Genomic DNA, 24,359 nt, shown 5'->3' with positions numbered 1-24,359 from the left:
CATCAGTCATTCGTTAACAGTCAACAGTCAACAGTTAACTGTAGTCATTCTACTATTACTTGTTGTCCGGAACCTAATAAGTGATGAACGGCAATAATCAAGTTGCTGAGAATGAAATTAGGCTGGTGCTTTTGGAGTTGATAGCGGCTGCGAATTCCGCAGGTAACGGCAATTGTAGGTATTCCCAATGCTTTTCCTGCGAGGATGTCTGCTTCTGTATCTCCGATCATCCAAGCCGAACCCAGCGATGACTCAAATTCTTCTGCAACTTCAGCCAACAATTCAGTTTTTAAGGCTGTATAGTTGTGATAGGCGGCATCCGCCATCTGAGTTCCGCGAATGCTGGTAAAAAGTCTGGCTAAACCGTAATTTTGTAACAGTTGAACGGCTTGATTTCTCGGCCGCAGGGTGACTAAAATCAGCCGCACGCCGCGGGAGTGCAGAAGTCCGATCGCCCATTGCACTCCCGGCTGGATGCGATCTAAGTGCAACAAGTCTGGCTGATTGACAAGCTGACTGACGCATCCGAGAAAAACGTGAATTTCTTCTCCCAACAAGCCGGAACTTTTGGCGATTTCAGAATCAGGCACTCGGTTTTGTTTCATTTGCCAAAACTGCTGTTTGCTGAGGATTTGAAGGTTGAGGTTGATTCCCTTAGCAAGATATGCTGCTTGAGTATCGGCTAATCCCTGTTGATAGGTGGCGTAGTAGCGATCGGACACATCGACTATGGGCCCGTCTAAATCGCAAAATACCGTCATCCGGGGGGACGACTCAGCCTCTGATGGTAGCTTGTACTGAAGGTTTTCGGAGTCTTGGGCGACAGCAGTTAACATAAAACGTTAAGTAAATCAATGGAGCTATACATTTCTTGACTGTAGCAAAAAATGTATAAGTTATAATACATAAAATTTAATGATTTTATTAAAAAAACCTATTAAATTTTTGAGGATGGGGTTCAATAAGGGCGATCGAGCCTGTGCGTCCATAACTTCAAGGGAAAAAGTGATCTTTGTGGCTGTTAATATGTGCTTTAGCCATTAAAGTTTAGAATTAAGTTTTTAGTCTTTTGTAATTTACCCATGCTCAAACAAAGCGATTTTGTTAGGAATTCGGACACTAATCGAGTAGAGGTGCTGTCCGAAGCACTGCCTTACATTCAACACTTTGCCGGTCGCACAATTGTGGTCAAATATGGCGGTGCGGCAATGAAAGATAGCAATCTCAAAGACAAGGTGGTTCGGGATATTGTGCTGCTAGCTTGCGTGGGGATGCGTCCGGTTGTGGTTCACGGCGGCGGCCCGGAAATTAATATTTGGCTGGAAAAATTGGGAATTGAGCCGCAATTCAAGGATGGTTTGCGGGTGACTGATGCGGCGACAATGGAAGTTGTAGAAATGGTTTTGGTGGGGAAGGTAAATAAAGAAATTGTTTCGTTAATTAACCAAGCTGGCGGCAAAGCAGTGGGATTGTGCGGCAAGGATGCCAATCTGATTCAAGCTCGTCCAGATGGTCGGGAAGGAATTGGGTTTGTGGGTGAAGTCAGCGGCGTGAAAATCCAGATTTTGGAGTCTTTGGTGAACAGCGGTTATATTCCGGTGGTGTCGAGCGTGGCAGCCGATGAAAACGGTCAATCTTACAACATTAATGCTGACACGGTGGCTGGGGAAATTGCGGCTGGTTTGGGAGCAGAAAAGTTGATTTTGATGACTGATACGGCGGGAATTTTGGAGGATTATCACAAGCCGGATAGTCTGATTGCTAAGTTAGATATTCAAGAAGCAAGAGAGTTGGTTGAGTCGGGAGTTGTGTCTGGGGGGATGATTCCGAAAGTTAATTGTTGTGTGCGGAGTTTGGCTCAGGGTGTGAAGGGTGCTCACATTATTGACGGTCGAATTCCTCACGCTTTGCTGCAAGAAATATTTACGGATGCGGGGATTGGGTCGATGATTGTGGCTTCTGAGTTTAGTAGCGCTAACTTAAGGCTTAAGTAAGGCGTAAATCCTAGCGTGTATAGGGCGGGTGCGTGAAATGGGTAAACTCGCTGCGATTGCGTATATCCTAACTAAACCTGCCCCTAAAAACCTTAAAAAGGTACTTCTGGGAAATGACTTCAACTATTTCTAACCGTTCTTGGATTTCAGCTTTTATTAAACTCCGATCAAACACTTTAGAGTTTTGGATTCGGTTGCGATTCTCAAGCCGATTTCAAATACGCGATTAGCGCTAGTGGAACCAGAATATGTATCTATTTCTAGTTTGCCAGTTGGACTTGTGGGAACTATTGTTGAAGTGTATGAGACGGGAAAGGAATGTCAGTATTTAGTGGAGTTTGCTGATAGTCAAGGGAGTGAATATGCTATAGCTATGTTGAAAGCTGATGAAATTTTAGTTCTGCAATATGAACTTGCCGTTGCTTAGTAAAGTGAGGGGAATAGAAGTTAGATAAGGGCGATTCCCTACGGGATAGCTTCGCACGCGCGTACTTTAGGAAAATAAGGGCGATTCCCTACGGGATAGCTACGCACGCGCGTACTTTAGGAAAAAGAACAATTGCGCTACACCCAAAACATTAGGAAACTGCTTTGAGGTATTGCGTGACAGGCTTCACATCGATGTCATCGTGCGAAGTCAGTATTTTAAATGACAGGGGATGCCGGCTGCAATCAAAACTTCCAAATCGCGATCGAGCTTTGACAAATCCTCATAAATGCCGACTTGTCTGAGTTACACAAGTTAAAGATGAATCTTTCGAGTCATTCACTCCCCTGTATTTGTACTGAATATCAAAACCTGCCTTTTCCCCTATTTCTTCGATATCCCAGTCTACAAGTGCCATATCCGTCGCTTCAACGGCTAGGGCAATATGACCGGGCGGTATGGGGTCAAGAGGCTCGCAGCACCAAACCTCAGAATAGTTCCATACACTTTGACCTTGAGATTATCGAATTTTCATGTCTTTTGCCTCACTGAAAGTAGCAGCGAAACCAGGCTTTGCCTTCAGGGCGAACATCTGCAAGAGACCGTTTATATTCAGTTGCTATAGCAATCCTCGCATCATTTGTGAATTTCTTACTCCCTCCCCTTGGGATCGGGGAGAGTTGGGGTGGGGTGAAAATTTACGACTCCTGGAAGGATTGCTATAGCTAACAGGACTTACGCACGAACGCTATATATAGCGTACCCTCTTCCGAGACTAACTAGAGCAATTCCTGACGCTACCCCTCGCTAGAAAATCGCCTGAACTATTGCTAGATTTTATATTTTTTCTGTTTTTTATAAGATTTTTTTCGGGAGGGAGGGGACTTAAGACAAAAGCTTGGCTGTCAAATAGTAAACGAGCCGAAAACTCGATTGCGTATGAAATTTACTACCCTTGACTATTGTCAATATTTACTCAGTAGTCAAATTAATTATACCGTGACCAATCTGGCTGACCATCTCAAGCGGTGCAGCCACGATACTATTAATTTATTCTTAAAAACTGAAAAAATCACTTCCCGGATGCTTTGGAAGCAAGTTAAGCTGATTATCCAAACTGATGAAGGAGGTTATCTTTTATTTGACGACACAGTTATTGATAAAAGATTTGCCACTAAAATCGAGCTGACTCGCCGACAATATAGTGGAAACGAAAAACTGGTAATTCGGGGGATTGGTCTAGTTACTTGCATCTATGTCAATCAAAAAAAAGGACTTTTTTGGATAGTCGATTACCGCATTTATGACCCTGATGGAGACGGAAAGACTAAACTAGACCATGTAGAAGATATGCTCAAAGGTATAGTCTATCACAAGCAATTGCCTTTTGGGAGCGTCTTGATGGATAGTTGGTATGCGACCAAAGATTTAATGCTGTTAATTGATAGCTTGGGTAAGTTTTACTACTGTCCGCTTAAAAAAAATCGATTAGTTGATGATACAGGAGGGGTGGAAAAGTACAAACGAATTGAAAGATTGAGCTGGAGTAATGAGGAAAATCAGTCAGGAAAAATCGTAAAAGTCAAAGGGTTTCCTAATCTAAAAAAAATGAAATTATTCCGGGTAGTTGCCTCGAACGGCGACACGGAATATGTCGCTACCAACGATATTTCTCAGTCTTCTACGGATGACGTTAAAGATGTGTGCGCCAATCGATGGAAAATTGAGGAGTTTCACAGAGAACTGAAACAACTGACTGGAGTTTCCAAGTGCCAGTGCAGAAAAGCCCGGATTCAAAGAAATCATATTGGGTGTGCTATTCTAGTCTGGCTTAGGCTCAAAGACCTCGCCAATCAGATGAATTTGACTATCTATCAACTTAAACAAGGACTCTTATCAGACTATTTAAGTCGGGAACTACAAACCCCCACTCTTAAGATGACCTTGGTCTAGTTTTGGCTTTTATATTTCAATTTCCTGGGGTTGGTGAGCCTAGGTTTTAAAGTTGTATCCAGTCCGAAAGGCTTAGCCTTCTCTATTAAGCCAAACGCTATATATAGCGTTCCTGCGTAAGTCCTGTTGATAATCGATTTTTCAGAGGAGACAACTGAAAGTAGAAAAAGTAAGGAAAGTAAAGGATATGTCAATAGGGGTTGGAGTTACTCGGTTCGTAATAACCGAGAGGTACAGGGAACCTAACAACCCGCTTGCACCCGATCGCATTAAGGTTGTCTGTTGGAACCAATAAGGTATCAGTGATGGGTGAAGCGAAAGGTTATAGCATAGTTCTTACAACTATAGTGGCTGTAGGAGGGATCGCCCCGAACCTCTCTTCACCAAAAGTGCGATCGCCCTTCTCCCCTCAGATCTCCGCATTCACCTGCATCTGATGCACCTGATGGGCCAATTATTAAAAGCGCTTTTCGTCCAACTCGTCAATCGCCAGCATCCCGACATAGAAAATTTCCTTCAGCGTTAGTCGGGTTGCTAGCGCCTTTTTCTGCATCCTTGATAATGTGGCTGACTCCAATGGCGGTACTTGCTCTGGTCACAAAACTAACCGGAGATTAACAACTTCGATTAAATCTTAGGACTTTTAACCTGAGTTTTTTGCTGCGATACAACTTGTTTAACCGCGTTTTGACAAGATGCAACACAATGTGAAGTCAATCAATCCGCAAATGCTGACTTATCTAAGAAATATTACAAAATCTACCGTAAGATGATTTGATGGTAAAGTTATCAATTGATGTATAGAGCGATCGCTCTTTACCCTCGCCTCTTTACCATCGCACAGAGCGAAAGACTAAGTTTAGTTGGGCTCATGCTTCGGCTGTCGGCTTCTTAAGCCTATGTATCTGTAAATCACTTAGTGCTGAAGATTCAATTAACCATATTACCCTCACAATTGGAGATTTTTCAATGAAAGTCAGTAAATCTTTGGCAATGTTGTTGACATTAATTTGTATGACAGTCATAGTTGTGACTACTTTCAGATTAAGCCCTAGTTTCGCTCGTTCTACGCCGGTGATGCCAGCACAAGAATCAGCAGAAAAAGTAACTACAGATCTGATTGCACAAGTTCCCGGAGGAAATTCTCTCTACACTAGGCTAGGAGGCTACAACGCGATCGCAAAAGTCATTGATGATTCAGCAACTTTCATATTCGCTGACCCACTAATTGGTAAATACTTTATTGGCTTGGGCACAAACTCACAACAGAGGCTGCGTCAGTTGTTAGTGGATCAATTCTGCCAAGCAGCAGGGGGGCCTTGTGTTTATACAGGGCGGACTATGAAGCTTTCCCATAGTGGAATGGATGGAGGTCTCACGAACAATGAATTTAACGCTTTTGCTAATGATGTGTCCCAAGCTCTGGATAAGAATAGGGTCAATCCACCAGAGAAATCCGAAGTCCTGGCATTTGTTAATAGTCTCAGAAGCAAGATTGTCGAAAAGTAATATGAAACGCTCCAATCTGCTCCTGCTTTCGGTGGCATTTCTGCTACTGTCAGGAATGGTAACAGCCGAGGCAGCCCTTGCAAAACCGTCAGAGCCAACCACCGAGATGAAAGTTCCAGTCTCCCCAATGCCGAGGCAGTCTTCTGAGCGGTTTTCCATGCCTGCTATTTTTGCTCCACCCCAGGTTCAATCCAACGATCGACCTTTTTGTTTTTATCAGCGCTCCGATAGCACGATAGTTGATTTGAGCAGACTGTGTGGGGCTAAGAGCACCGAAACGGGTACAAATACTAGATGGGAGAACGCTCCTGTTGAGGAGAAGAAGACCCCAATTTATTGGTAGAAAAATGAGAATTTGTTTCAGTAGACGAATTCCATAGGAGCGCCCTTGCCTTACTTCACCGGAAGTGAGATCGCTCTCATCGCCTCAAATTTCACCATTCACCTGCATCTGATGCACCTTATCTGCCAACTCTTGCAAGCGCTTTTCGTCCAACTCGTCAATCGCCAGCATCCCGACATAAATAATTTCCTTCAGCGTTAGTCGGGTTGCTAGCGCCTTTTTCTGCACAATTTCCTTGATGATGGGGCTCACCCCGATGGCGGTACTGGCTCTAGTCATCCAATTTTAGATTTTAGATTTTAGATTTTAGATTGATCCCACAGATGAATCCGAGGCCCCGAACCAAATTGCTTGATTGTCACAAAGGTAACGGGAGATTAATAACTTGGATTAAATCTTAGCACCTTTAAGCTGAGCTTTAAGCTGAGCTGCAAAGTGTTTAAGCGCGTCTTGACAAGACGAAACAAAAAAGTTTATAGTAAAAACGTGGAAAGGCAGATCGACCTATTCCTCCAAAACTTCAACCAAATCCTCAATCATCACATCAAAAGTCCGAGCTAATTTCAGCAGCAAAGTAAAGTCAACCGTTGTCAGCCCGGGACAGCGGGCATAATGCTTGACAGTGTTGTACACCACCCCAGAACGTTCTGAAACTTCCTTGAATGTCCAACCTTTCTCTGCAGCTAGTTCTCTGACTTTAATTCTTACTAAACCCATGCTTGACAACGGGTGCTAGGACACCTTACAATAAATTCATCTAAAAAGCCGATCGCCCCCCGGCCTGGAAAACTAAAGGGCGATCGTCTGTAAAACCTAATCTGGATAGATTATTTCTTTCTATCAAAAAGTGCATTTGCCATATCCAGAAGTCAACTAACCATATCCAGAGGTGTACTAGCAATAATATCAGAAACTCCGGCAAAATCGCGGACGATCGCAGAATCCAGAATAATTCATAAATCGCCAATCCTGCATCCGCTGGTGAGATTCGTTACCGAAGAAACAGTCGCACTCCTGTTCAATATCGCAGCAGACGAGATTTACCGCATTGAATGCTGTCGTTACATGGTGTACGTTCACGCCAAAGGCATCAGTCGGTTTGTCAGCTACGCCGATTTTCCTCCGACTTTAGCAGTAAAGCCGATCGCACCTCAAGATTTGGGCAGATGGTACAAACGCTGGAAAAGCAAGCAAGCACCTGCATTTTGGACTAAATTCTACACCTACAATTTCAAAAAAGCTGTTTCAGTTGACAGATTGCTGGAGTGGGGCCAATTGGTAGCTACTGTTAAATCGGTCTTTTCTGGGGCTGCGCTGCAACAGCTACGAGATGTCTATGCCCGCGAAAAACATTTGATGGAGAAATTTTAAAGTGCGATAGACTTAATCCTACTTCAAATTTCAATTAAATTTTAAAACACTTCATCCTCGATACCCAGCCACCACTCGCCCAGATTCATTAAATCTTTGTGAAGGTCAGTAAGTTCTGTCATATACTCTTCAGCAGAAATCTCCGATCGCCTTTCTTGCAATTTTTTCAGTCGCAGTTGCACCAACAGCCAAGGTTTGGAAATCCCGTCCTTTGCTTCGATATATTTGGCTAGATCGTTGCTGTCCATAGTTATTGGTTTTTTTTTATATCGGAATGGTTAAACCGCAGAGAACGCAGAGAAAGCAGAGCAAAAGAAGAGAGAGATGAATAATGACGATGCCAACTGGCTTAATATTATAGGACTTTTGAAACGGCTTAAAAAGCTCTGATTTTTACCAGCCGGTTTCAAGCGACTGGAGCTTTGAGCCAGGGGTTGAAACCCCTGGCGGACTTTTCAGCTAAGATGCCTCCCGCAAACATCCTTTACCTATAATCCGAAGTCTGAATATTCTTGAGCTTCGCAGCATATTTCATGCCGTATTCCGGGCGACAGAAACGATCGAGCTGAGACTCAAAGAAAGCTCGATTTGCTTTCAAATGCTTTGGATTCGGGTCATCTAAAGGATACAAAAGAGCAGTCCGCAAAGCTTGAATCACCGCCGAAGTAACGCAGTACATCGATCGCTGAAATGTCACCCCAATTTGATTGAGGATATCATCTTCGCCGCGACAGCGCTGTTTGTAGAAATCCATCAAATACGGCGGCAGAAAATGCAGCATATCTTGTGCTAGCAAAGTCGGCGGAATCCCCGCCGTACCTACCGGGAATTTGTCTGCATACAAAACTCCGTAGTGGAAGTCTTTTTGATCTTCGGGAACTTCCTTAGCTTGAGCGTTGTAAGATTTAGTACCTCGGAATGGCGAAGTGCGATAAAATACAGATTCCACGTAAGGTAACGCTGCTTCGTAAAGCCAAGTAAAACCCTTAGATTTGGGGATGATTTCGTACTTCTCGCCCTCGATGTAAACGTGGTGGTAAATGGGGCGTCCGGCGATCGCAAATATGCCATTTACCAGGAAATCCATCGCCTGCGGGACTGTGGTAACTTTCCCTTCGTCGTACAAGTCCGAAACCTCAAAAAACACCGGCGCCATGACTTCCCAGAACAAACCGAGATTGCTGTAATAAGACATTTGGCGGCACTGTTCTAAAAACATTTCTGGAAATGCTTTGTGAAGTGCCAGCATGAACGGGTCTTTTTTGAAGTAAGCTTTAATTGCTCGATCGGCATTAGCCTTATATTCGTCACTGTCCAAATAAGGATCGAATTGATTGGTAGGCACGTACAAGCCCCGGTGCCAAAGCATTGACCTCATGCACTCTTCCGCAAATTCCATGTTAATGCGATCGTGCCACAAATGGTGAAAAAACCGCGGCAATTTGCCTGTTTCTCCCTTCTCCATGAACTCCAAAAGTTCGGGGTGAACACTTCCAGTCCCGCGCCATATCCGCAAATCTGCACCGTCGCCTGCATAGTGATTTTGTAAATCTAAATACTCTTGGGGTAAAAAGTATTTAAAGAAGGGAAGTGGGTGCAAAAATACTCGTTCGGCGATGTAAAGCAAATCCCGCCAGTAAAAATCCATCGGCACTGCGTAAGCTTTCCAAATAGCGATGATTTGCATCAGATTTTCCGGCGTATCTGGAATCATCGCGCCACCAGCTTCCAGCCTGTGAATTACTTCCGCAAATTCGTGCTTGGAAGGAGGTAGTTTAGTTGCTGGTTTATTAGGGGTTTGTACCATTGTTTTTTCCTTTGATTGACTGAATCTAAATATTTTGAATTATTGCAAAAAGCTGCAATTCTTTAACTGGTTCTCCGGCTTTGCTTGGGAACCGATATCCATGCCTGAACTGAAAAATTGGAGGCTTAGCCTCCGGATTTGCGTTACCAGGCTCTGCCTGGTAACAAGTAGATACTCTTAATTAGCGTCGGCGGACTTTGTTTGTTGTGTAGACGCGATGGAAATCGCCAAATGTTCAACAGGATAGCTAATAGCTACTTGGGCATTTCTGTCCGCCGGCAGAGTAGCAACGATTGCATTTGTAGTAGATTCGCTCCACTTGAGCAGCCAAGCAGGTTGAATTCCCAACACAAAAATGATGCCCGCCAAAACCAGCGCCGGCATATTTTCAGCAAACGTAACTGGAGGGTAGTAAGCCGTGGCATTATCCAACTTCCCAAAACAGGTGCGGTTGAGCAGAATTACAAAGTAAACTGCTGTTAACCCGGAGGCTAAAATGCACAGTAAGGTTGGAATTGGAAATGCTGAAAAACTACCTTGAAATACTAAGAATTCGGCAATAAAACCAACTAATCCGGGAATTCCGGCGCTTGCCATACCGCCCAAAACTAACAGGGAACTGGCGGTGGGTAAGCCCCGCATCGGGTTCATCAAACCGTTGAGTACATCCAAATCCCGCGTGCCAACTTTGGTTTCGATGATGCCTACCAAATAAAACAGCAAAGCTAAAATCAAGCCGTGGCTTACCATTTGCCCGACAGCACCGATTAAGGCGAGTTTCGTACCCGCCGCGCAGGCAACGAGGATGTAGCCCATGTGTCCGATCGAACTATAGGCTACCATGCGCTTGATGTCTTTTTGGGCGATCGCGCTCAAAGCCCCGTACATCACGCTCACAGTCCCGATAATCGCTAAAACGGGAGCTATAATCGACCAAGTTTCGGGAAACATCTGCAAGCCAAACCGCACTAAACCGTAAGTTCCCAACTTCGCGAGAATCCCTCCCAGCAAAATTGCTGTTGCTGGCGAAGCTTCGACGTAAGCATCCGGTAGCCAAGTGTGCAGCGGCACCAAGGGAATTTTAATTCCCAACCCAATTAGCAAAATTGTGAGCAGGATTAACTGCAAATTTCTCGGCAATTCTTGAGTGGTAATCGCACTGTAATCGAAATTCAAAGACCCACTCAGCCAAGCCACACCCAAAAATGCTGCCAGCACTAAAAGTCCCGAAACTGCCGTGTAGATCAAAAACTTCATGGCAGCGTATTCCCGCTGCTTTCCGCCCCAAATCGCAATCAACAGGTAAAAAGGAATTAATTCTACTTCGTAAAACAGTACAAACAGCAGCAAATTTTGAGACATCAAAGCTCCGGCAATACCAGCATTGATTAACAAAATCAAAGCGTAGTAAAGCTGGGGCCGCTCCATCTTTTCGCCAGTGCCGTAAATGACTAATAGCGTCAGCAAAGCACTTAAAACCAACAGTGGCAAGGACAAGCCGTCAATGCCCAAGTTGTAGCTCAAACCTAATTGCGGAATCCAAGGCAAATATTCTTGAAATTGCAGTCCCGAATTGGCTGGATCGAATTGAGTCAACAGCCAGATATTTAAAATGAAAATAGCTGCCGCAAAAGCCGAGGCTATTGAACGCAGACGCATTCCATTGATATTTCCGGGCAGGAACCCGACTACCGCAGCGCCCAACGCGGGCAACCAGAGCAAGGCACTAAGCATAATGTGTGAAGTGAAGAGTGAAGAGTGAACAATCAATTTTGCAGGCTCTTGTCTTTGATAATTTGAGAGTTTAGATGTTAAACTTGGTCCCAATTATCAATTTCAAATTTCATCACGACTCAGAAAGAATAGTGACTCGACCTGTGTCTAAATCGTAATACCCACCAACAACTTTCAGTTTATTCTCCGCAATTAACTTAGAGATAACTGGAGAGGCTTTTAACCTCTTAGCTTGCAGAATAACATTCGCTTTGACGGCATTTTCTAGACGATCGCCCGTTTGGTCTTTCGAGCTTTCTACAGCCGGCTTAATGGCGTCGATCAAACTGCCAATTTGACCGGGAACTTGAGCTCCTTTGATGGTTGCGTCTACCGCACCGCACCTTTCATGCCCGACTACCACAAGCACTTTTGCTCCCAGTACCAGCGTGCCAAATTCCAGGCTGCCCATTTCTTCTGGAGTAACAACATTTCCGGCCACGCGACAGACAAATAAATCTCCCAACCCTTGATCGAAGATAATTTCCGAAGGAAAGCGGGAATCTGCACAGCCGAGAATACAAGCAAAGGGTTTTTGAGTTTTGGCAACTTCGGTGAGACGCCCAAAGTCTTGGTGGGGATTTTGGCGTTTGCTCTCAACAAACCGTTTGTTTCCGTCGATTAACTTTTGCAGAGCTGCATCCGGAGTCGAGTCATTTTGAGCAATTGCCGGTTCGGGTGCAGCCAAATCAGCGCCTGCTCCTGCTGCGAGTATCCCTGTACCAATAGCACCTGCGACAAATTTGAGGGAATTGCGCCGGGAAAGATTGAATTGTCTGTTGTTTGAGTTCATCTATGCTGCCTTGTTGTATCTAGTTTGAAATCTTTGTTCAAGACTTCATGTTTTTAAGATTTTAGATGAAAACTGTCACCTAAAATCTTCAAGCTTATATTTCTTTACCCGCCCACAATCAGCGACAAGCGAGCTAGAAGTGGCCAGCTTATGAGCAGTCCCAAAACTGCCACTCCGAACAGAATTGTCAAGGCGTAAAACTGAGTTTGACCGTTAACGTTGTATTTGAGGCTTTGCCCGCCAAAAACCGTTGCAAAACCGATTAAGTTCACGAATCCGTCCACAATATTGCGATCGAACCAGGAGATGATTTGGGAAACCAAACCAACTGCAAATATCACTGTCACGCGGTAAAGTTGGGCGGTGTAAAAGTCGTAAGCAAAAAAGTCTTGCAGGGCTTGAGAACCGATTCGCACCGGTTTTTCCCATTTCTCGTTTAGGTAAACAAATGCTCCTGCACCGATGCCGATCGCTGTTGAGAAAACTAGCAGTGCAGTGGCGGTATAATTAAAACTCGCCCCCGGTAATAACTGCCACGTCGCCAGCACGTGCGGAACGTGCAAAGTAAAGCCCATTAAAACAGTCATCGGCAAGATGAAAGGCCAGTGAACTTCTGGCGAGCGTTCGGTCATTTGCTTTGGTTTGCCGCCAAAAACTAAACCAAAGACGCGCACTAAGCCAAAAGCAGTGACGCCGTTTACAAACAGCACTATTCCTAACAAGAAAGGGTGAGTTTCCCAAAGCCCGGATGTGAAGTCTTCTAAAGCCCAGAAACAGCCGAAGGGTGGCAGTCCCACCAATCCAGCGCTACCGACAATAAACGATATGGCGGATATCGGCCGCTTTCCCCACAAACCGCCGAGAGCTCGGACATCCTGAGTGACGCTGTTCCAAACTACCGAACCGATGCTCATCACCAGCAAACCCATTGCGAAGGTGTAGGCAAATATCAATGTCAGGGCTGTCTGGGCTTGTCCGGTGCCGACGGCGATAAATACTAAGCCCATGTATGAGCTGACTATATAGGAAAGCGTGCGCTTGATGTCAATTTGGGCGATCGCAATTAATGAAGCACCAACCGCCGTCGCAGCGCCTACAATAATAGTTGTCTTCAGTCCGATCGGTGACAAAGCAATCACCGGTTGCAACTTAATCAATATCCAAGCGCCAGTTTCCACAACTACGGTATTCCGCAAAATCGTCGCCGGTAGCGGGCCTTCCATCGCCTCATCTAGCCACAGGTGCAAGGGAAACTGAGCACATTTACCCATCGGACCGGCAATCAAAGCTAAAGTCAGCAACGTCGCTACAGTCGGGTCAAGCTTTGCAGTCTGGGCCCAAACAGCCAACTCGTCAAAATTCCAAGTTCCAGCCAGCGGCAGAATTGCGACTACTCCCATCAGCAGGAATAAGTCACCCACCCGCTTGGTTAAGAAAGCGTCGCGGGCTCCTGTCACCACCAAAGACTGATTGAACCACAGCCCGACTAGCAGGTAAGTACCCAAAGTCAGAACTTCCAAAATCATGTAGCTGAAGAACAGGGAATTGCACAGTACCAAGCCACACATCCCAGCTTCAAACAGCCCCATCAGAGAAAAGAACCGAGCCCAGCCCCAGTCCATTTCCATGTAACCGAAAGCATAAATCTGCGCTAGCAAGTTCAGTCCGGTAATCAAAACTGTCGCCCCGACGGTGACAGCAGAGATTTCAACAGGAATGGTTAAGTCTAAACCTGCTACATTCAGCCAAGGAATCAACTGGTGTTGCGCCGGTTGGTTCCAGATAGCTGTCAGGGCTATGACCCCGTGTAAGAAAGCGAACAAGGTTAATATGGCGTTCACGTAACCGGATGGTCTTGGTCCCGTGCGGCGGGTAACTGCTGGAAACCACACCATGGACAGAACTCCGCCGATGAGTGGATAGCAAGGTATAAACCAAACCGTCTGGAGTAAGATTTGAGCCATGGGCATTACCTGTAAAGGTTACAAAAATTTAAAAATCTGAGAATAATTTTGATCGCGCTGACGACAGCACTCAAAAGCCAGAAGGCAGAAGTAAAGAAAATTTGGGAATTTGCCTCTGAGTTGGTTCCCGTTGTCAAACCGAGCGCTTCAGAATCGACTTATTAATTTTATATTAAGTATTGCATTAAATTTTCATATTTATGATTCAGCATATTTATCTGTACCTATAAACTATACTTATACGTATATAGAGGTGCGGATTGCATACAAAGGAATATTTGTCGATCGCAAGTGCGATCAAACAATCATTAATTGTCTAAAGTATTAAAACCGCTCAATGTCCCAAGCTGCTAAAGGAAGTTTGGCTTGGCGCTGTCCGATCGACCTTGCCCTAACATTCAAAAGACCGATCGGCGTATTAAACAAATCTACCAGATCGGATCGGGCGATCCTCTTCGAGGGCTTCGCTAACGCACTTGTGGCAGCAGCCACAGGCAATTCCTTGAATAGCCACCTAGCCAGCCGGTAAAAATATTCCCCTGTTGTGAATTCTCGCATCAAATCGACACCGTGGAGTTCGTGCAAATATTTATTAGATTCGCCGTACCGATACCATTGACTTTGCAACTGTTTTATTGTAGAACGGTGGCGGTGTCGGACGATCGCATTTTCGGCAAAATACATTTTATAGGATGTTTCCCGCAAAATCCGCCAACACAAGTCAGCATCGCCACCACTGGTAAGGTAAGGGCGAAATAATCCTATTTGTTGTAAAACTAGCCTCCGTACAGCTAAATTTGCGGTTTGGGCGTAGGGACAAAAAGGGTGAGCGAGAGTATGTTTTTGAGATAAAGTATTTTGGCGATCGGCGTGTTGTTCTAAGATAGTTTTACCGGGCAATGCGAGTATTTCCCCAGCGCTAATTCCTATTTCTAAGTCAACAAATGGCTTAACTAAATTTTCCAGCCAGTCAGATTCCGGGCGACAGTCTGCATCGGTAAATGCAATGATTTCGCCTGTGGATGCGCGAATTCCTTGATTGCGGGCGGCGTAGGAACTTTGAATCAGATTTTCGGTGAGGTGGCGAATGGTTATTTGATTGAAATTGCTTTCTCCCCTTACCAAAGGGGGGACTGAGGGGGAGTTAGAGGCTGCTGTTTGGAGGATGGTTGAAGTGCGATCGCGACTGTTGTTGTCTACTAAGAGATATTCTACTCTATGTGGCGGATAAGTTTGCGATCGCAGGCACTCGATTAACTGCGGCAAATCCATCTCGCCGTTGTAAACAGGTACAACCACCGAAACTTGAGGTAAAAACTCGTCACTGTTCATTAGCCCTCTATGCAGCTTTTTGAGTCAATTAGGAGTAAAGTAATTCTTACTAACAAGTTTTATGACCACTTAACTTATCGAATAATTTCTACTTCTGTGCCTTTCTCCACAAACTGATACAACTCCTCAACATCCTTATTTTCCAGCGAAACGCAGCCCAAAGTCCAGTTCGATCGATATTTTATAATATTATCCGAATTAGGAGGAACGCCGTGAATCCCGACTTCGCTGCCTATACTGTCGCCCCACCCAATTGTACCATCTTGCTTAGCTTTTATATGTTTGCGCCAAGATTGTTTGGTTGGATAATCCAGCCACAGAAACTTTGACCAATTTTCGTGAGGGTACATATCTTTAATACTAAAAACACCTTCCGGCGTCCGCAAATCCCCTGCTTTTAATTTATCACCTGTGGGATTGCCACCAAATACTACAGGATAAGATTTTACTGGCTTTTTGCTATCGTATACAGTCAGCCTGTATTTAGATTTTTCTACTAAAATGGAAATTCTGTTTTTATCTAACTTATTTGGTTCGCCTAAAATTTGTATTAGCGGCTTCTCGTAGTTTAATAAATTATCGGGCGGGAATTCGGTATGCAAAATACTTAAACCATCAGCCGGACAGTTGTTTAAGCAAAAAACGTCTAAAATATAGGGAATTGGAACAGCATAACCCAGCCTAACGAGGTTCCCGTACAAAACTGAGCTAGCAGCCAGCAAGAGAAGGCTTGTAGATGAAACAATTCTTCCCATATTGCCCCAAATTTTATTAATTTCCATTCCATTAAGTAGGGATATTATAGATTGTTCAGTGGTTGAAACTGCTACTTACTACAGAAACGAAGTCCCTTTCTAAGAGACTAAGAAATGTGGCTCAGCCCAAAAACGTGTTGCTTTAGCTTTAAACAGGCAATATGCCTGTTCCACAACTGCATTCAGTTCTTTGGGAACAGGCATCTTACCTGTTTCTTTCAAATAGTAGAAAATATCTCTTACATCCCCTGTGCAATCCGTCACGCAATCCCTTCTCAACTGTTTCTTGTCAACATCAGAATCATTAACACTAACGCCCCGTTAGTTAAATAAAAAATGCCAACAACCTGAGTTTCCAACCAGCCGCACAACTCTAAATGATGGTGCAGTGGAGCCATTCTTAACAGACGCTTGCCGATGCCATCAGGTCCTTTTGTAGCTTTGTAATAACCTACTTGAGCAATTACTGACAGCGTTTCTACAAAGAAAATCCCGCTGATAATTAATAATATCCAAAGGCTATTTGTTAATAAAGCTACCGCACCCAATGCACCGCCCAAAGCTAAAGCTCCTGTATCGCCCATAAACACACTGGCTGGATTGCGGTTGTGTGCTAAGAAACCGAAACAACTGCCGCTGATGCAAGCGCAAAATATCATTAATTCGGGCGAAGTTGAGGCTACAGATGCGCCCAATCCCAAAAGTGCGATCGCGCCCAAACCGCCCATCAATCCGTCAACACCATCAGTAAGATTAGTAGCATTGCTTTCGGCAACTAGCACAAAACCAGCCAGTGGCCAGAACAGCAAACCTAATGGCAATACCCAACCGAAAGGCAAAGCAACATTTGTAGAAATAGCAGGCTGATGAAACATCAGCCAGAGACAAAATAGAGCAGCAAAACTTATTTGCAAAGCCAATTTCATCCGAGGGGAAATACCTTTGTTCGACTTACGTCGCAGAATTTGCCAATCATCGATCCAGCCAATGAAACCGTAAGCTAAAGTTAAAGCCGATACGGCAACAACATCTGAGTTAAACTTAGACCAAAGTAAAGCGACTACTAGCCCTGCCGGTACAAAAAAGATGCCTCCCATTGTCGGCGTTCCCGCTTTTTTCAAGTGGGCTTGGGGGCCATCTTCGCGAATTATTTGTCCTGCTTTTAGTTGCTGGAGTACGGGCACAACTGCATAACCCAACCCCGACGCAACTAAAGCACAAACAACTAGCGGCATAAATAGCGATGCAGGTAAATTCAAAAATCTATCCGCTGCTACATCTAAACCGATCGCTAAAAGGCCGAGCCCTAAACCCAGCAGCAGGAATAAATTCTTGCCTGTAAGTTTGAAAGGCAGACTAAAAGGGATTTTCTCATCCAAAAAGTTATCCATAACACTCCTCACCACACACTATTTGAGAATAAGCAATTGACAATGGGGGAATAGGGTGCGATACAGGAGATTGAGAAATCTCTTAGTTTTTCTTCCCTGTTTCCGGTTGATTTCTTCACCCTTCTACCCGTTATTCTTCGCCTACACTCACATCCTCTTCTACTTCCTCTTCTAAATCATCGTAAGGACTGTCGTCAACTGCCATCAGTTCAGAAATTTCTTCTTCGTGCAGATAGTCGGGTTCTTGGACATCCCTTGCTAACAGGCGATTGTTAGATTCCAACCAGTCTAAAAGAGAAGATTGCTGCTTTAATGGAATTACATCCGCAGGTAAGTGGCGAGGAATTTGACGCAGAGATGGGTTGTACATGATTATCGGTTTTTAAAGACAAAGACGCGATCGAGTAGAGGTAACGTTTTGCCGACGAACTGCTCCTTTGATCAAGCACTTGCAAATCGGGCATTTAGCAAGGCTAAAGCATTATACCACAGGCACTGTTTGGTTCCGGATCGGATAAGATGGGAGACCCAAAAGGCGATCGCCCCCAAGCATGGGCATGAGGATAACACTAAAATCCGCTCTTGCCAATCCTCTTTAGCCGTAAGCATTGTAATCTAAGACGATCGTCTTTAAGATATCGCGGGACACGCGGCGATCCTATTGTGCAAGCTTCGCTAACGGCAAGGCGTTGATTCACAACAGTCTGCTGGTTTTTCATCAAAGCCTGAGCCCGAATGCCCTCTGGCTTATTCAGTCAACTCTCAAGCAATAAATCTCAGAATGGATATAACGGCAGCGGTTTTATACAACAAAGAGGGATACCACACCGGAGGGCAAAAACTTCTGGGGCGTCATTCAGCCGGAGAAGGGTTTCTCAAAAGCTTAGTCCAACACGGAACCGCTGACTCTCTTTATTGTTGCGCCGATAGCGAAACAACCTTTAAGGAGTTTTGTTCGCACATCCAACCTTGGCTGCAAAAACCTCGGAAAGTTCGCTGGGTTCCCATGGAACGACCGGATTTGCTATCTCAACCGGGCACAATTTACCGACCCGATCCGGTTCTGTCGCAGATGGTTTGGGCGCGCAGATTTGTCGATCAGCGGGCCTACAGCGTTTGCGGCGTTACTCACACGATCGGTACAAAATACATCATGGGGGCGATCGGCGATTTGATCACCGCACCCATGCAGCCTTGGGACGCCCTGATCTGCACCTCTGCCGCCGTGAAAACAGCAGTAGAAGGAGTTATGAGGGAATGGTCTGAATATTTAGCCCAGCGCAACGGCGGTAAACCGGAGATTTTGGTCAAATTCCCCGTTATTCCCCTAGGAGTGGATTGCAGCGCGTTTCCGCAGGGTGTGGAAGCAGTTAATAGTCGCCGCCAACTGCGACAAGAACTCGGCATTTCTCCCGAAGATATTGTTGTGTTATTTGTCGGTCGATTGACTTTTTCTGCAAAAGCTCATCCAGTACCCATGTACATCGCCCTAGAACGGGCCACACAACAGACAAAAGCCAAAATCCACTTAATTCAAGCCGGTTGGATCGAAGATCCGAGAGAAGAACCCGACTTTAAAAATAGCGCACAAATATTTTGTCCTTCGGTGAATGCTATTTTTTTAGATGGGAGACAGCCGGAAATTAGAATAAATATTTGGTCGGCCGCCGACATTTTCATTTCGCTGTCCGACAACATTCAAGAATCCTTCGGACTGACGCCAATTGAAGCTATGGCGAACGGACTCCCGGCCATAGTCTCTGATTGGAACGGATACAAAGAATCTATACGCCACGAAATAGACGGATTCCGCATTCCCACACTCATACCGCCCCCGGAATCTTGTTTAGATTTAGCCCTAAATTATCTTGACGGCAGCTTAAATTGGCCGACTTACATGGGTCACACTTCTCTCGCCACAGCAGTAGACATTGATGCTTGCACCCTGGCATTGTGCCAATTAATTGAAAACCCCGAATTGAGAAAGCGGATGGGGGAAAATGCCAGACAAAGGGCGAGGGAAATTTATGATTGGAAAGTAGTAATTGCTGCTTACGAACAATTGTGGCGGGAATTAGCAGAAATTCGCCTCGTGGCACCGGAGTCAGCACCTTTAAAAGCCGGGAAGCCGCCTTATCCCCTAGGCGACGATCCGTTTCGGGTATTGGGTAATTATGCGACTAGAAGTTTAAGCAATGAGATGATGCTGAGTCTGGGTGCGATCGCCAAACCAGAACTTTTAAAGCAGGTACAGACAATTAGGTTTACCAGTTTTGGTGAAGATAGGAGAATATCTGTTAACATTCAGATGGAGATATTGGATACAATTAAGCAGGAAGGTGCGATCAGCGTGGGGGAAGTTATCCGACGCTACGTTAAAAACGAGCAAGAATTAGCATACCTATATCGGACGATGCTCTATCTGGTAAAATTTGGTATCTTAGTTATTAGTCATTAATCAATGTAGGATGCACACTGGGTACAGACAAACCCAATAATAAGCGCGCTAAAAACGACTTGTCGCGTAATTCATAAATAATATTGAACGCGAACTCAAGAATATTTTTTTCTTCTTCATCCCTCTTCCTAAAAAAATATATGCTGAGAAAATCTGCACTATTAGAGATAATTGCTGGTAAGAATCGCGGTTTGCTGGCGACTCCCAGCGACAAACAAGCGATTTTAAGCGCGATCGCCCAATTGGAAGATTACAACCCCACACCACGCCCTGTCGAAGCCGCAGAGCTTTTAAATGGTGATTGGCGGTTATTGTACACCACCAGCCGCGAACTGCTGAATCTTGACAGTTTTCCATTGGTGAAATTGGGTCAAATTTATCAATCTATCCGCGTCAAAGAATCTAAAATTTACAACATTGGCGAACTTTACGGATTGCCTTATTTGGAAGGAATTGTCAGTGTAGTGGCAAGATTTGAGCCAACTTCGGAACGGCGAGTGGAGGTGAAGTTTGAGCGGTCTATCCTAGGTTTAAGCAGGTTGATTGGCTATGAATTTCCTGGGAAGTTTATCGATGAGATTGAGTCGGGGAAAAAGTTCGCTGCTGTAGATTTCGGGCTGGATACTCGCGAACAGCAGGGATGGCTTGATATCACTTATTTGGATAAAGATTTGCGGATTGGACGGGGAAATAAAGACAGTGTTTTTGTCTTGACAAAAGAGTGATTTATTATTGGCTGTAGGGGCGGGTTTTACCAACCATCATCGCCTCAAACCAACAATCTCAAAAACCCGCCCCGGCCCAATTGCTTCATAAACAGACCCCTATAGGTAGATGGGGAGTTGCCGTTGAGGGCGGGTTTAAAAGATTATCGATTTTAGACAATTATTGTCTGTAAAACTCGCCCCTACAAGACTTTACTTATATAAGAAATTCGATAAACACCGCATCAAAATCAAAGAAACCGGGTTTTTTGCGGTTTTTGCGGTGTGTAACGAATATTTCGCAAAAACCCGGTTTCTGGGAACCCAAAGGGATAGCTATTCCCAAGGAAAATCCGGTATTACCTCATCAATTTCAGCCATAATTTGCATTGTCTCTTTCAAAGCAATTACGACGCGCTGATAGTGCAACACCTCATCAAAGGATAAACTGCGATTTGCTTTTTTGCGGTCTTTTAACCATTTATCTAATACTTGATATCCACCTATTTTAAACGCCCAAACTTCGGGAAAAACACCTTCAAAATATTGCTGTTTGTTAATATAAACCCGCCGTTCCGATTCATTGTAAGTAACTTGCGTAACAGCATTATCGCCGCTGACAGGATATTTAGTAATTACCTTATTTAATTTTTTCGATTTCATCAAGTGCAGTGCTACCAATTCCTCACCTTTTTTAGCGAGTGTTGTGAAAAGTTCATTGTCGGAAGTTAAGGGTAAGCGGGGAAAGTCTATTTTCAGGAATTCTGCATAACGCTGGCGGTAGGTAGGGCTGTGAAAGACAGCATAGGCGTAATAAAAGATCGCTTCGGGAGTTGGTATATAGCCTAGTTTTTGACGAATGGCACTGAGAAAGTTTTGGGAGAAATTGGGAGTGCGATCGCTAAATAAATTACCCTGCTCGTTTTTAGTATCAGGATAGAGGTAAAGGGGGAAAACTTGGTTTGCTTCCCGGCTGGTTGTCGAAATTACACAGTCATTTGCTGGAACATTTGCACACCAAATATGCTGAAAGCCTAGAGTAGCTTGTTGTCGCGGACACAGAAGCGAAAGGTTTTCTTTAGTTAAATGCTGTTGCAAAACAGTTCTAGGATAGTCCATCGCTACAGTGCTAAAGTAGCAAAAACGCCAATCAAAAGGACGATATAAGCAGTCGATCAGCCATTTTTCCCAGTTTTCATTTTGGCGAATTTGTTGTCGGGCAGTTTCTACATTCCAATCACGGTTATCTTTGAGATCGTATTTTTCCTCAATTTCCTTGTTGGATATTTTGATATTCCTGAAATCTTGTAACTTTTTCTTGATATCTTCCCTTTCAAACTCAATGGCAAACTCGTCGCGATGAGTTTGAAATCCCAGTGTATTAACTGGAAAAATTTCGGTCAACTTCCAACCACTGTTATACTCGGTTCTTAAATCGACATTCTGTATAATGAATAAATATTCTGGTGACCGAGGCTCAACCGCCACCCATTCAGTTGTCTCGATATCTAACTGGTTGAGAAGTTCATATTTAGAAGTCCGACTTCCCCATAACTCCGCATGATGAACTTTTCCCGGAGTAGACTTACCAGGTTCTTTAATAAAAATGCCAATACTGACTCCCTGCTGAATATCAAACACATTTTGGTCTGGCGAACCATCTGGAGAAACTTCTTTCTTTTTAGAATTACCGTGCAAATCTAAAACATAAATATCAGTAAAAGTTTGCATCAAATTTTGACGCATTCCCCGAAAGGTAGGATTGTCTAGATAGCCGTGATTAGTCACAAAAGCCAAAACACCAAATCCAGTTTGACTAACTCGCCATTGTCCAAAACGAATAAATTTTACATAATCATCTTGCAGCCATTTAGAATTGCGTTCTTTCAGCGCTACAGCGTCCACATAATAGTAATCTTTTACCAATCCTGCTATCCATTCACTTTTATTAGCAGAGTGACCAGAATAAGGCGGATTTCCCAACACAACCATCACCGGGACATCCCGCTTAATTGCTGAAGCTTCATTAGCTTCTTGCGCGACAAATTGAGCAAAGAGAACCTCTGATTTTTTTAAAGCTTCATCTAACGTATTCGTGAGATAAACTCCTAAACGCTGCTTGCTGCTAAACTCATAGCCGAGATTTTGCAGTTGCAAACCTAGTTTGAGATGTGCTATGGCATAGGGAGCCATTAACAACTCAAAACCAAATAATCGGTTTAATAAATTTTCCTGTACATACTGATTCCAACTCCCAGATATCCCCATATCTGCCAAATTGTGATAAATGCGATCGACAACTCCGTAAAGGAAAGTACCCGTACCCGTTGCCGGATCTAAAATTTGAACTCGCGGCTGTTGCGTATCTGGATTTTTGCTATTATCTGCCAATCCTAAAGGTAGATTAAAACGGTTTTTCAGGATAGCATCGACAGAGCGAACAATATACGAGACAACGGGTTCAGGAGTATAATAAACGCCGCGACTTTTCCGCAAAGCTGAATTATAAGCTGCCAGAAAGGTTTCGTAAAAATGAACAACTGGATCGGATTGTCGAGTGCGACTACCAAACTTTTCCAGAATAGCAGTCATGTCAACTCGCCCTAGTAGCTCGACTAAATCATCTATTGCCCAATTAATTTTACTGAGTAAATCCGTCTCGACAATACTGTTAAATAATCGGCGCAAAAACGGATTAGTGGCTGGGATGTACGTGCCCGCTGTCCGGCGGTCAAAAAGTTGATTTCCGGGATTCTGAGCGTGACCAACTCGCGCCGCAAATAAACCATAGGAAATAGTTTGAGCGTACATATCTGCAAAAGCCGCATCATTGAGGTCCGGCAGCAATATCTCATTAAATCCACGCTTTAGTTGATGTAATTCTCCGGTTTCAGTTTCGATTTGCAAAGCTGATTCTGTAGCGAGTAAAATTGATTTAGTTAAGCGCGCCATCTGTCTTGCCAAATCTTCAGGGCTGTTAATAGCTGCACCGGCGTAATTAAGAAATCCCTCGATTAATTCAAGAGTTTTGTCAGAATTGCAGAGAGTAATTTCATTTCCTTTTCTTTCGGCTAAAACTGCGGTCAATCTCACTTTCCCCTCAACATACCAGCGAAACTCTAGATAATTGGTGAGAATTAAATTTCCGTTTAACGATTCTCGATATCGCTGCAACTGTTCGGTTTTTTCAACAGGATTCAAATCTAACCCGACATCCTTAGCTTCCACATAACCGACGAGTAAATCCCTGCGCCTGACAGTAAAATCTGGAACACCAGCTTTATTACCTTTTTCTTCTATGATTGCTACCAAACTAGCCGCCGGATTATCGAGTAAATTCTTGATACTTGGGTAATGGGTGCGCTCGCTTCCCCGCTGGAGATTGCTCTGAAGTGACTGGATGTAGGTATCAAAACGCATTAGCTTCGCCGTTAACGGTATGAATCATTATATAATAGTAAGTGTAGGGCGATCGCACTCTCCTCCAAAAACGCGATCAAAATTATCGTCGTCCATCTGCGTCATCAGCCTCAATCTGCGGTCAAAAAAAATATTAATCGCCTCGCTTACCAGCATAAAAAATCTAAAATCTAAAATCATAAAAAAATGCTTCGACTCTCCCAAACCCAACTCAAAATCCTCGAAGAATGCCCCCGCAAATTCCAACACAGCTACCTAGAACTACTCGCCACCACCGCATCCCCAGAACACAAAGAAAAACTCACATGGGGAAGCCACTTTCACCTATTAATGCAGCAGCGAGAACTCGGACTTCCCATTGAATT

Annotated in this window: 24 protein-coding genes; 9 read left to right on the top strand and 15 right to left on the bottom strand. The window is 44.2% G+C overall.

Annotated elements, in window-relative coordinates; translation table 11 throughout:
* Positions 1–44: 44 nt before the first annotated feature.
* Positions 45–836 carry an HAD family hydrolase gene (locus QUA38_RS05680; RefSeq protein ID WP_333159967.1) on the bottom strand — a complete coding sequence of 264 codons (792 nt, stop codon included), beginning with the start codon at positions 834–836 and terminating at the stop codon, positions 45–47.
* A gap of 246 nt (positions 837–1,082) precedes the next feature.
* On the opposite strand from QUA38_RS05680, the gene argB reads away from it, so the two are divergent.
* From argB to QUA38_RS05655, 5 genes are all read left to right on the top strand, one after another.
* Positions 1,083–1,994, top strand: a complete 912-nt coding sequence (argB, locus tag QUA38_RS05675; RefSeq protein WP_333159965.1) for an acetylglutamate kinase — start codon at positions 1,083–1,085, stop codon at positions 1,992–1,994.
* Positions 1,995–2,178: 184 nt separating this feature from the next.
* Positions 2,179–2,421 (top strand): DUF4926 domain-containing protein, encoded by a 243-nt coding sequence (locus QUA38_RS05670; protein WP_333159962.1) that lies wholly within the window; start codon positions 2,179–2,181, stop codon positions 2,419–2,421.
* Between the two features lie 939 nt (positions 2,422–3,360).
* Positions 3,361–4,374, top strand: coding sequence for an IS701 family transposase (locus tag QUA38_RS05665; protein WP_333159960.1), 1,014 nt, complete (start codon positions 3,361–3,363; stop codon positions 4,372–4,374).
* A gap of 969 nt (positions 4,375–5,343) precedes the next feature.
* The gene (locus QUA38_RS05660; RefSeq protein WP_333159958.1) at positions 5,344–5,883 is read left to right on the top strand and encodes a group 1 truncated hemoglobin; all 540 of its coding nucleotides are present in this window, start codon (positions 5,344–5,346) and stop codon (positions 5,881–5,883) included.
* Between the two features lies 1 nt (position 5,884).
* Entirely contained in the window at positions 5,885–6,226 is a 342-nt protein-coding gene (locus QUA38_RS05655; protein ID WP_333159956.1) for a hypothetical protein, read from the top strand.
* Positions 6,227–6,310: 84 nt separating this feature from the next.
* On the opposite strand, the gene QUA38_RS05650 is transcribed toward QUA38_RS05655, so the two are convergent.
* The 3 genes from QUA38_RS05650 to QUA38_RS05640 form a co-directional block, all read right to left on the bottom strand.
* Positions 6,311–6,505 carry a hypothetical protein gene (locus QUA38_RS05650; protein ID WP_333063872.1) on the bottom strand — a complete coding sequence of 65 codons (195 nt, stop codon included), beginning with the start codon at positions 6,503–6,505 and terminating at the stop codon, positions 6,311–6,313.
* Positions 6,506–6,730: 225 nt separating this feature from the next.
* Positions 6,731–6,943, bottom strand: a complete 213-nt coding sequence (locus QUA38_RS05645) for a helix-turn-helix domain-containing protein (RefSeq protein ID WP_006631306.1) — start codon at positions 6,941–6,943, stop codon at positions 6,731–6,733.
* 40 nt (positions 6,944–6,983) lie between these two features.
* A complete protein-coding gene (locus tag QUA38_RS05640) occupies positions 6,984–7,193 on the bottom strand; it encodes a hypothetical protein (protein WP_333159955.1) in 210 nt (69 codons plus the stop codon).
* Here QUA38_RS05640 and QUA38_RS05635 point away from each other — a divergent pair.
* Positions 7,127–7,597 carry a hypothetical protein gene (locus QUA38_RS05635; RefSeq protein WP_333160002.1) on the top strand — a complete coding sequence of 157 codons (471 nt, stop codon included), beginning with the start codon at positions 7,127–7,129 and terminating at the stop codon, positions 7,595–7,597. The genes QUA38_RS05640 and QUA38_RS05635 overlap by 67 nt on opposite strands.
* Before the next feature lie 41 nt (positions 7,598–7,638).
* Here QUA38_RS05635 and QUA38_RS05630 read toward each other — a convergent pair whose 3' ends face one another.
* The 9 genes from QUA38_RS05630 to QUA38_RS05590 form a co-directional block, all read right to left on the bottom strand.
* Positions 7,639–7,845, bottom strand: a complete 207-nt coding sequence (locus tag QUA38_RS05630; RefSeq protein ID WP_333037052.1) for a hypothetical protein — start codon at positions 7,843–7,845, stop codon at positions 7,639–7,641.
* Positions 7,846–8,081: 236 nt separating this feature from the next.
* A complete protein-coding gene (locus QUA38_RS05625; protein ID WP_333159953.1) occupies positions 8,082–9,404 on the bottom strand; it encodes a CO2 hydration protein in 1,323 nt (440 codons plus the stop codon).
* Between the two features lie 177 nt (positions 9,405–9,581).
* On the bottom strand, positions 9,582–11,138 hold the full coding sequence (locus QUA38_RS05620; RefSeq protein ID WP_333159951.1) for an NADH-quinone oxidoreductase subunit M: 1,557 nt from the start codon (positions 11,136–11,138) through the stop codon (positions 9,582–9,584).
* 112 nt (positions 11,139–11,250) lie between these two features.
* Positions 11,251–11,970, bottom strand: a complete 720-nt coding sequence (locus QUA38_RS05615; protein ID WP_333159949.1) for a carbonic anhydrase — start codon at positions 11,968–11,970, stop codon at positions 11,251–11,253.
* Positions 11,971–12,074: 104 nt separating this feature from the next.
* Positions 12,075–13,934, bottom strand: coding sequence for an NAD(P)H-quinone oxidoreductase subunit F (locus tag QUA38_RS05610; RefSeq protein WP_333159948.1), 1,860 nt, complete (start codon positions 13,932–13,934; stop codon positions 12,075–12,077).
* Between the two features lie 324 nt (positions 13,935–14,258).
* On the bottom strand, positions 14,259–15,266 hold the full coding sequence (locus QUA38_RS05605) for a glycosyltransferase (protein ID WP_333159946.1): 1,008 nt from the start codon (positions 15,264–15,266) through the stop codon (positions 14,259–14,261).
* Between the two features lie 74 nt (positions 15,267–15,340).
* Complete coding sequence (locus tag QUA38_RS05600; protein WP_333159944.1) at positions 15,341–16,048, bottom strand: L,D-transpeptidase; 708 nt, start codon at positions 16,046–16,048, stop codon at positions 15,341–15,343.
* Positions 16,049–16,296: 248 nt separating this feature from the next.
* Complete coding sequence (mraY, locus tag QUA38_RS05595; RefSeq protein ID WP_333159942.1) at positions 16,297–17,412, bottom strand: phospho-N-acetylmuramoyl-pentapeptide-transferase; 1,116 nt, start codon at positions 17,410–17,412, stop codon at positions 16,297–16,299.
* Between the two features lie 130 nt (positions 17,413–17,542).
* Positions 17,543–17,782: a DUF3134 domain-containing protein gene (locus QUA38_RS05590; protein WP_006631296.1), complete on the bottom strand. Its 240-nt coding sequence runs from the start codon at positions 17,780–17,782 to the stop codon at positions 17,543–17,545.
* Between the two features lie 411 nt (positions 17,783–18,193).
* Between QUA38_RS05590 and QUA38_RS05585 the strand changes: the two genes are divergently transcribed.
* Both QUA38_RS05585 and QUA38_RS05580 read left to right on the top strand, forming a co-directional pair.
* A complete protein-coding gene (locus QUA38_RS05585) occupies positions 18,194–19,870 on the top strand; it encodes a glycosyltransferase family 4 protein (RefSeq protein ID WP_333159940.1) in 1,677 nt (558 codons plus the stop codon).
* 140 nt (positions 19,871–20,010) lie between these two features.
* Complete coding sequence (locus QUA38_RS05580) at positions 20,011–20,595, top strand: PAP/fibrillin family protein (protein ID WP_333159938.1); 585 nt, start codon at positions 20,011–20,013, stop codon at positions 20,593–20,595.
* A 315-nt stretch (positions 20,596–20,910) separates the two neighbouring features.
* Here QUA38_RS05580 and QUA38_RS05575 read toward each other — a convergent pair whose 3' ends face one another.
* Together QUA38_RS05575 and QUA38_RS05570 are read right to left on the bottom strand one after the other, a co-directional pair.
* Positions 20,911–23,994 (bottom strand): type ISP restriction/modification enzyme, encoded by a 3,084-nt coding sequence (locus tag QUA38_RS05575; RefSeq protein WP_333159936.1) that lies wholly within the window; start codon positions 23,992–23,994, stop codon positions 20,911–20,913.
* Between the two features lie 27 nt (positions 23,995–24,021).
* Positions 24,022–24,174: a hypothetical protein gene (locus QUA38_RS05570; protein WP_333159934.1), complete on the bottom strand. Its 153-nt coding sequence runs from the start codon at positions 24,172–24,174 to the stop codon at positions 24,022–24,024.
* Positions 24,175–24,180: 6 nt separating this feature from the next.
* Here QUA38_RS05570 and QUA38_RS05565 point away from each other — a divergent pair.
* On the top strand, positions 24,181–24,359 hold a 179-nt coding region (locus QUA38_RS05565; RefSeq protein WP_333160000.1), incomplete at its 3' end, for a PD-(D/E)XK nuclease family protein.

It is taken from the genome of Microcoleus sp. Pol12B4, from assembly GCF_036701385.1.
Taxonomy (GTDB): Bacteria; Cyanobacteriota; Cyanobacteriia; order Cyanobacteriales; family Microcoleaceae; genus Microcoleus.
Note: the sequence above shows the minus strand (reverse complement) of the source record. Positions and strands in the feature narration are given on the sequence as shown.

Coding starts and splice junctions, on each gene's coding strand:
- QUA38_RS05680 (WP_333159967.1), bottom strand. CDS start 836: ATGTTAACTGCTGTCGCCCAAGACTCCGAAAACCTTCAGTACAAGCTA.
- argB (WP_333159965.1), top strand. CDS start 1,083: ATGCTCAAACAAAGCGATTTTGTTAGGAATTCGGACACTAATCGAGTA.
- QUA38_RS05665 (WP_333159960.1), top strand. CDS start 3,361: ATGAAATTTACTACCCTTGACTATTGTCAATATTTACTCAGTAGTCAA.
- QUA38_RS05660 (WP_333159958.1), top strand. CDS start 5,344: ATGAAAGTCAGTAAATCTTTGGCAATGTTGTTGACATTAATTTGTATG.
- QUA38_RS05655 (WP_333159956.1), top strand. CDS start 5,885: ATGAAACGCTCCAATCTGCTCCTGCTTTCGGTGGCATTTCTGCTACTG.
- QUA38_RS05650 (WP_333063872.1), bottom strand. CDS start 6,505: ATGACTAGAGCCAGTACCGCCATCGGGGTGAGCCCCATCATCAAGGAA.
- QUA38_RS05645 (WP_006631306.1), bottom strand. CDS start 6,943: ATGGGTTTAGTAAGAATTAAAGTCAGAGAACTAGCTGCAGAGAAAGGT.
- QUA38_RS05630 (WP_333037052.1), bottom strand. CDS start 7,845: ATGGACAGCAACGATCTAGCCAAATATATCGAAGCAAAGGACGGGATT.
- QUA38_RS05625 (WP_333159953.1), bottom strand. CDS start 9,404: ATGGTACAAACCCCTAATAAACCAGCAACTAAACTACCTCCTTCCAAG.
- QUA38_RS05620 (WP_333159951.1), bottom strand. CDS start 11,138: ATGCTTAGTGCCTTGCTCTGGTTGCCCGCGTTGGGCGCTGCGGTAGTC.
- QUA38_RS05615 (WP_333159949.1), bottom strand. CDS start 11,970: ATGAACTCAAACAACAGACAATTCAATCTTTCCCGGCGCAATTCCCTC.
- QUA38_RS05610 (WP_333159948.1), bottom strand. CDS start 13,934: ATGGCTCAAATCTTACTCCAGACGGTTTGGTTTATACCTTGCTATCCA.
- QUA38_RS05605 (WP_333159946.1), bottom strand. CDS start 15,266: ATGAACAGTGACGAGTTTTTACCTCAAGTTTCGGTGGTTGTACCTGTT.
- QUA38_RS05600 (WP_333159944.1), bottom strand. CDS start 16,048: ATGGAAATTAATAAAATTTGGGGCAATATGGGAAGAATTGTTTCATCT.
- mraY (WP_333159942.1), bottom strand. CDS start 17,412: ATGGATAACTTTTTGGATGAGAAAATCCCTTTTAGTCTGCCTTTCAAA.
- QUA38_RS05590 (WP_006631296.1), bottom strand. CDS start 17,782: ATGTACAACCCATCTCTGCGTCAAATTCCTCGCCACTTACCTGCGGAT.
- QUA38_RS05585 (WP_333159940.1), top strand. CDS start 18,194: ATGGATATAACGGCAGCGGTTTTATACAACAAAGAGGGATACCACACC.
- QUA38_RS05580 (WP_333159938.1), top strand. CDS start 20,011: ATGCTGAGAAAATCTGCACTATTAGAGATAATTGCTGGTAAGAATCGC.
- QUA38_RS05575 (WP_333159936.1), bottom strand. CDS start 23,994: ATGCGTTTTGATACCTACATCCAGTCACTTCAGAGCAATCTCCAGCGG.
- QUA38_RS05570 (WP_333159934.1), bottom strand. CDS start 24,174: ATGATTTTAGATTTTAGATTTTTTATGCTGGTAAGCGAGGCGATTAAT.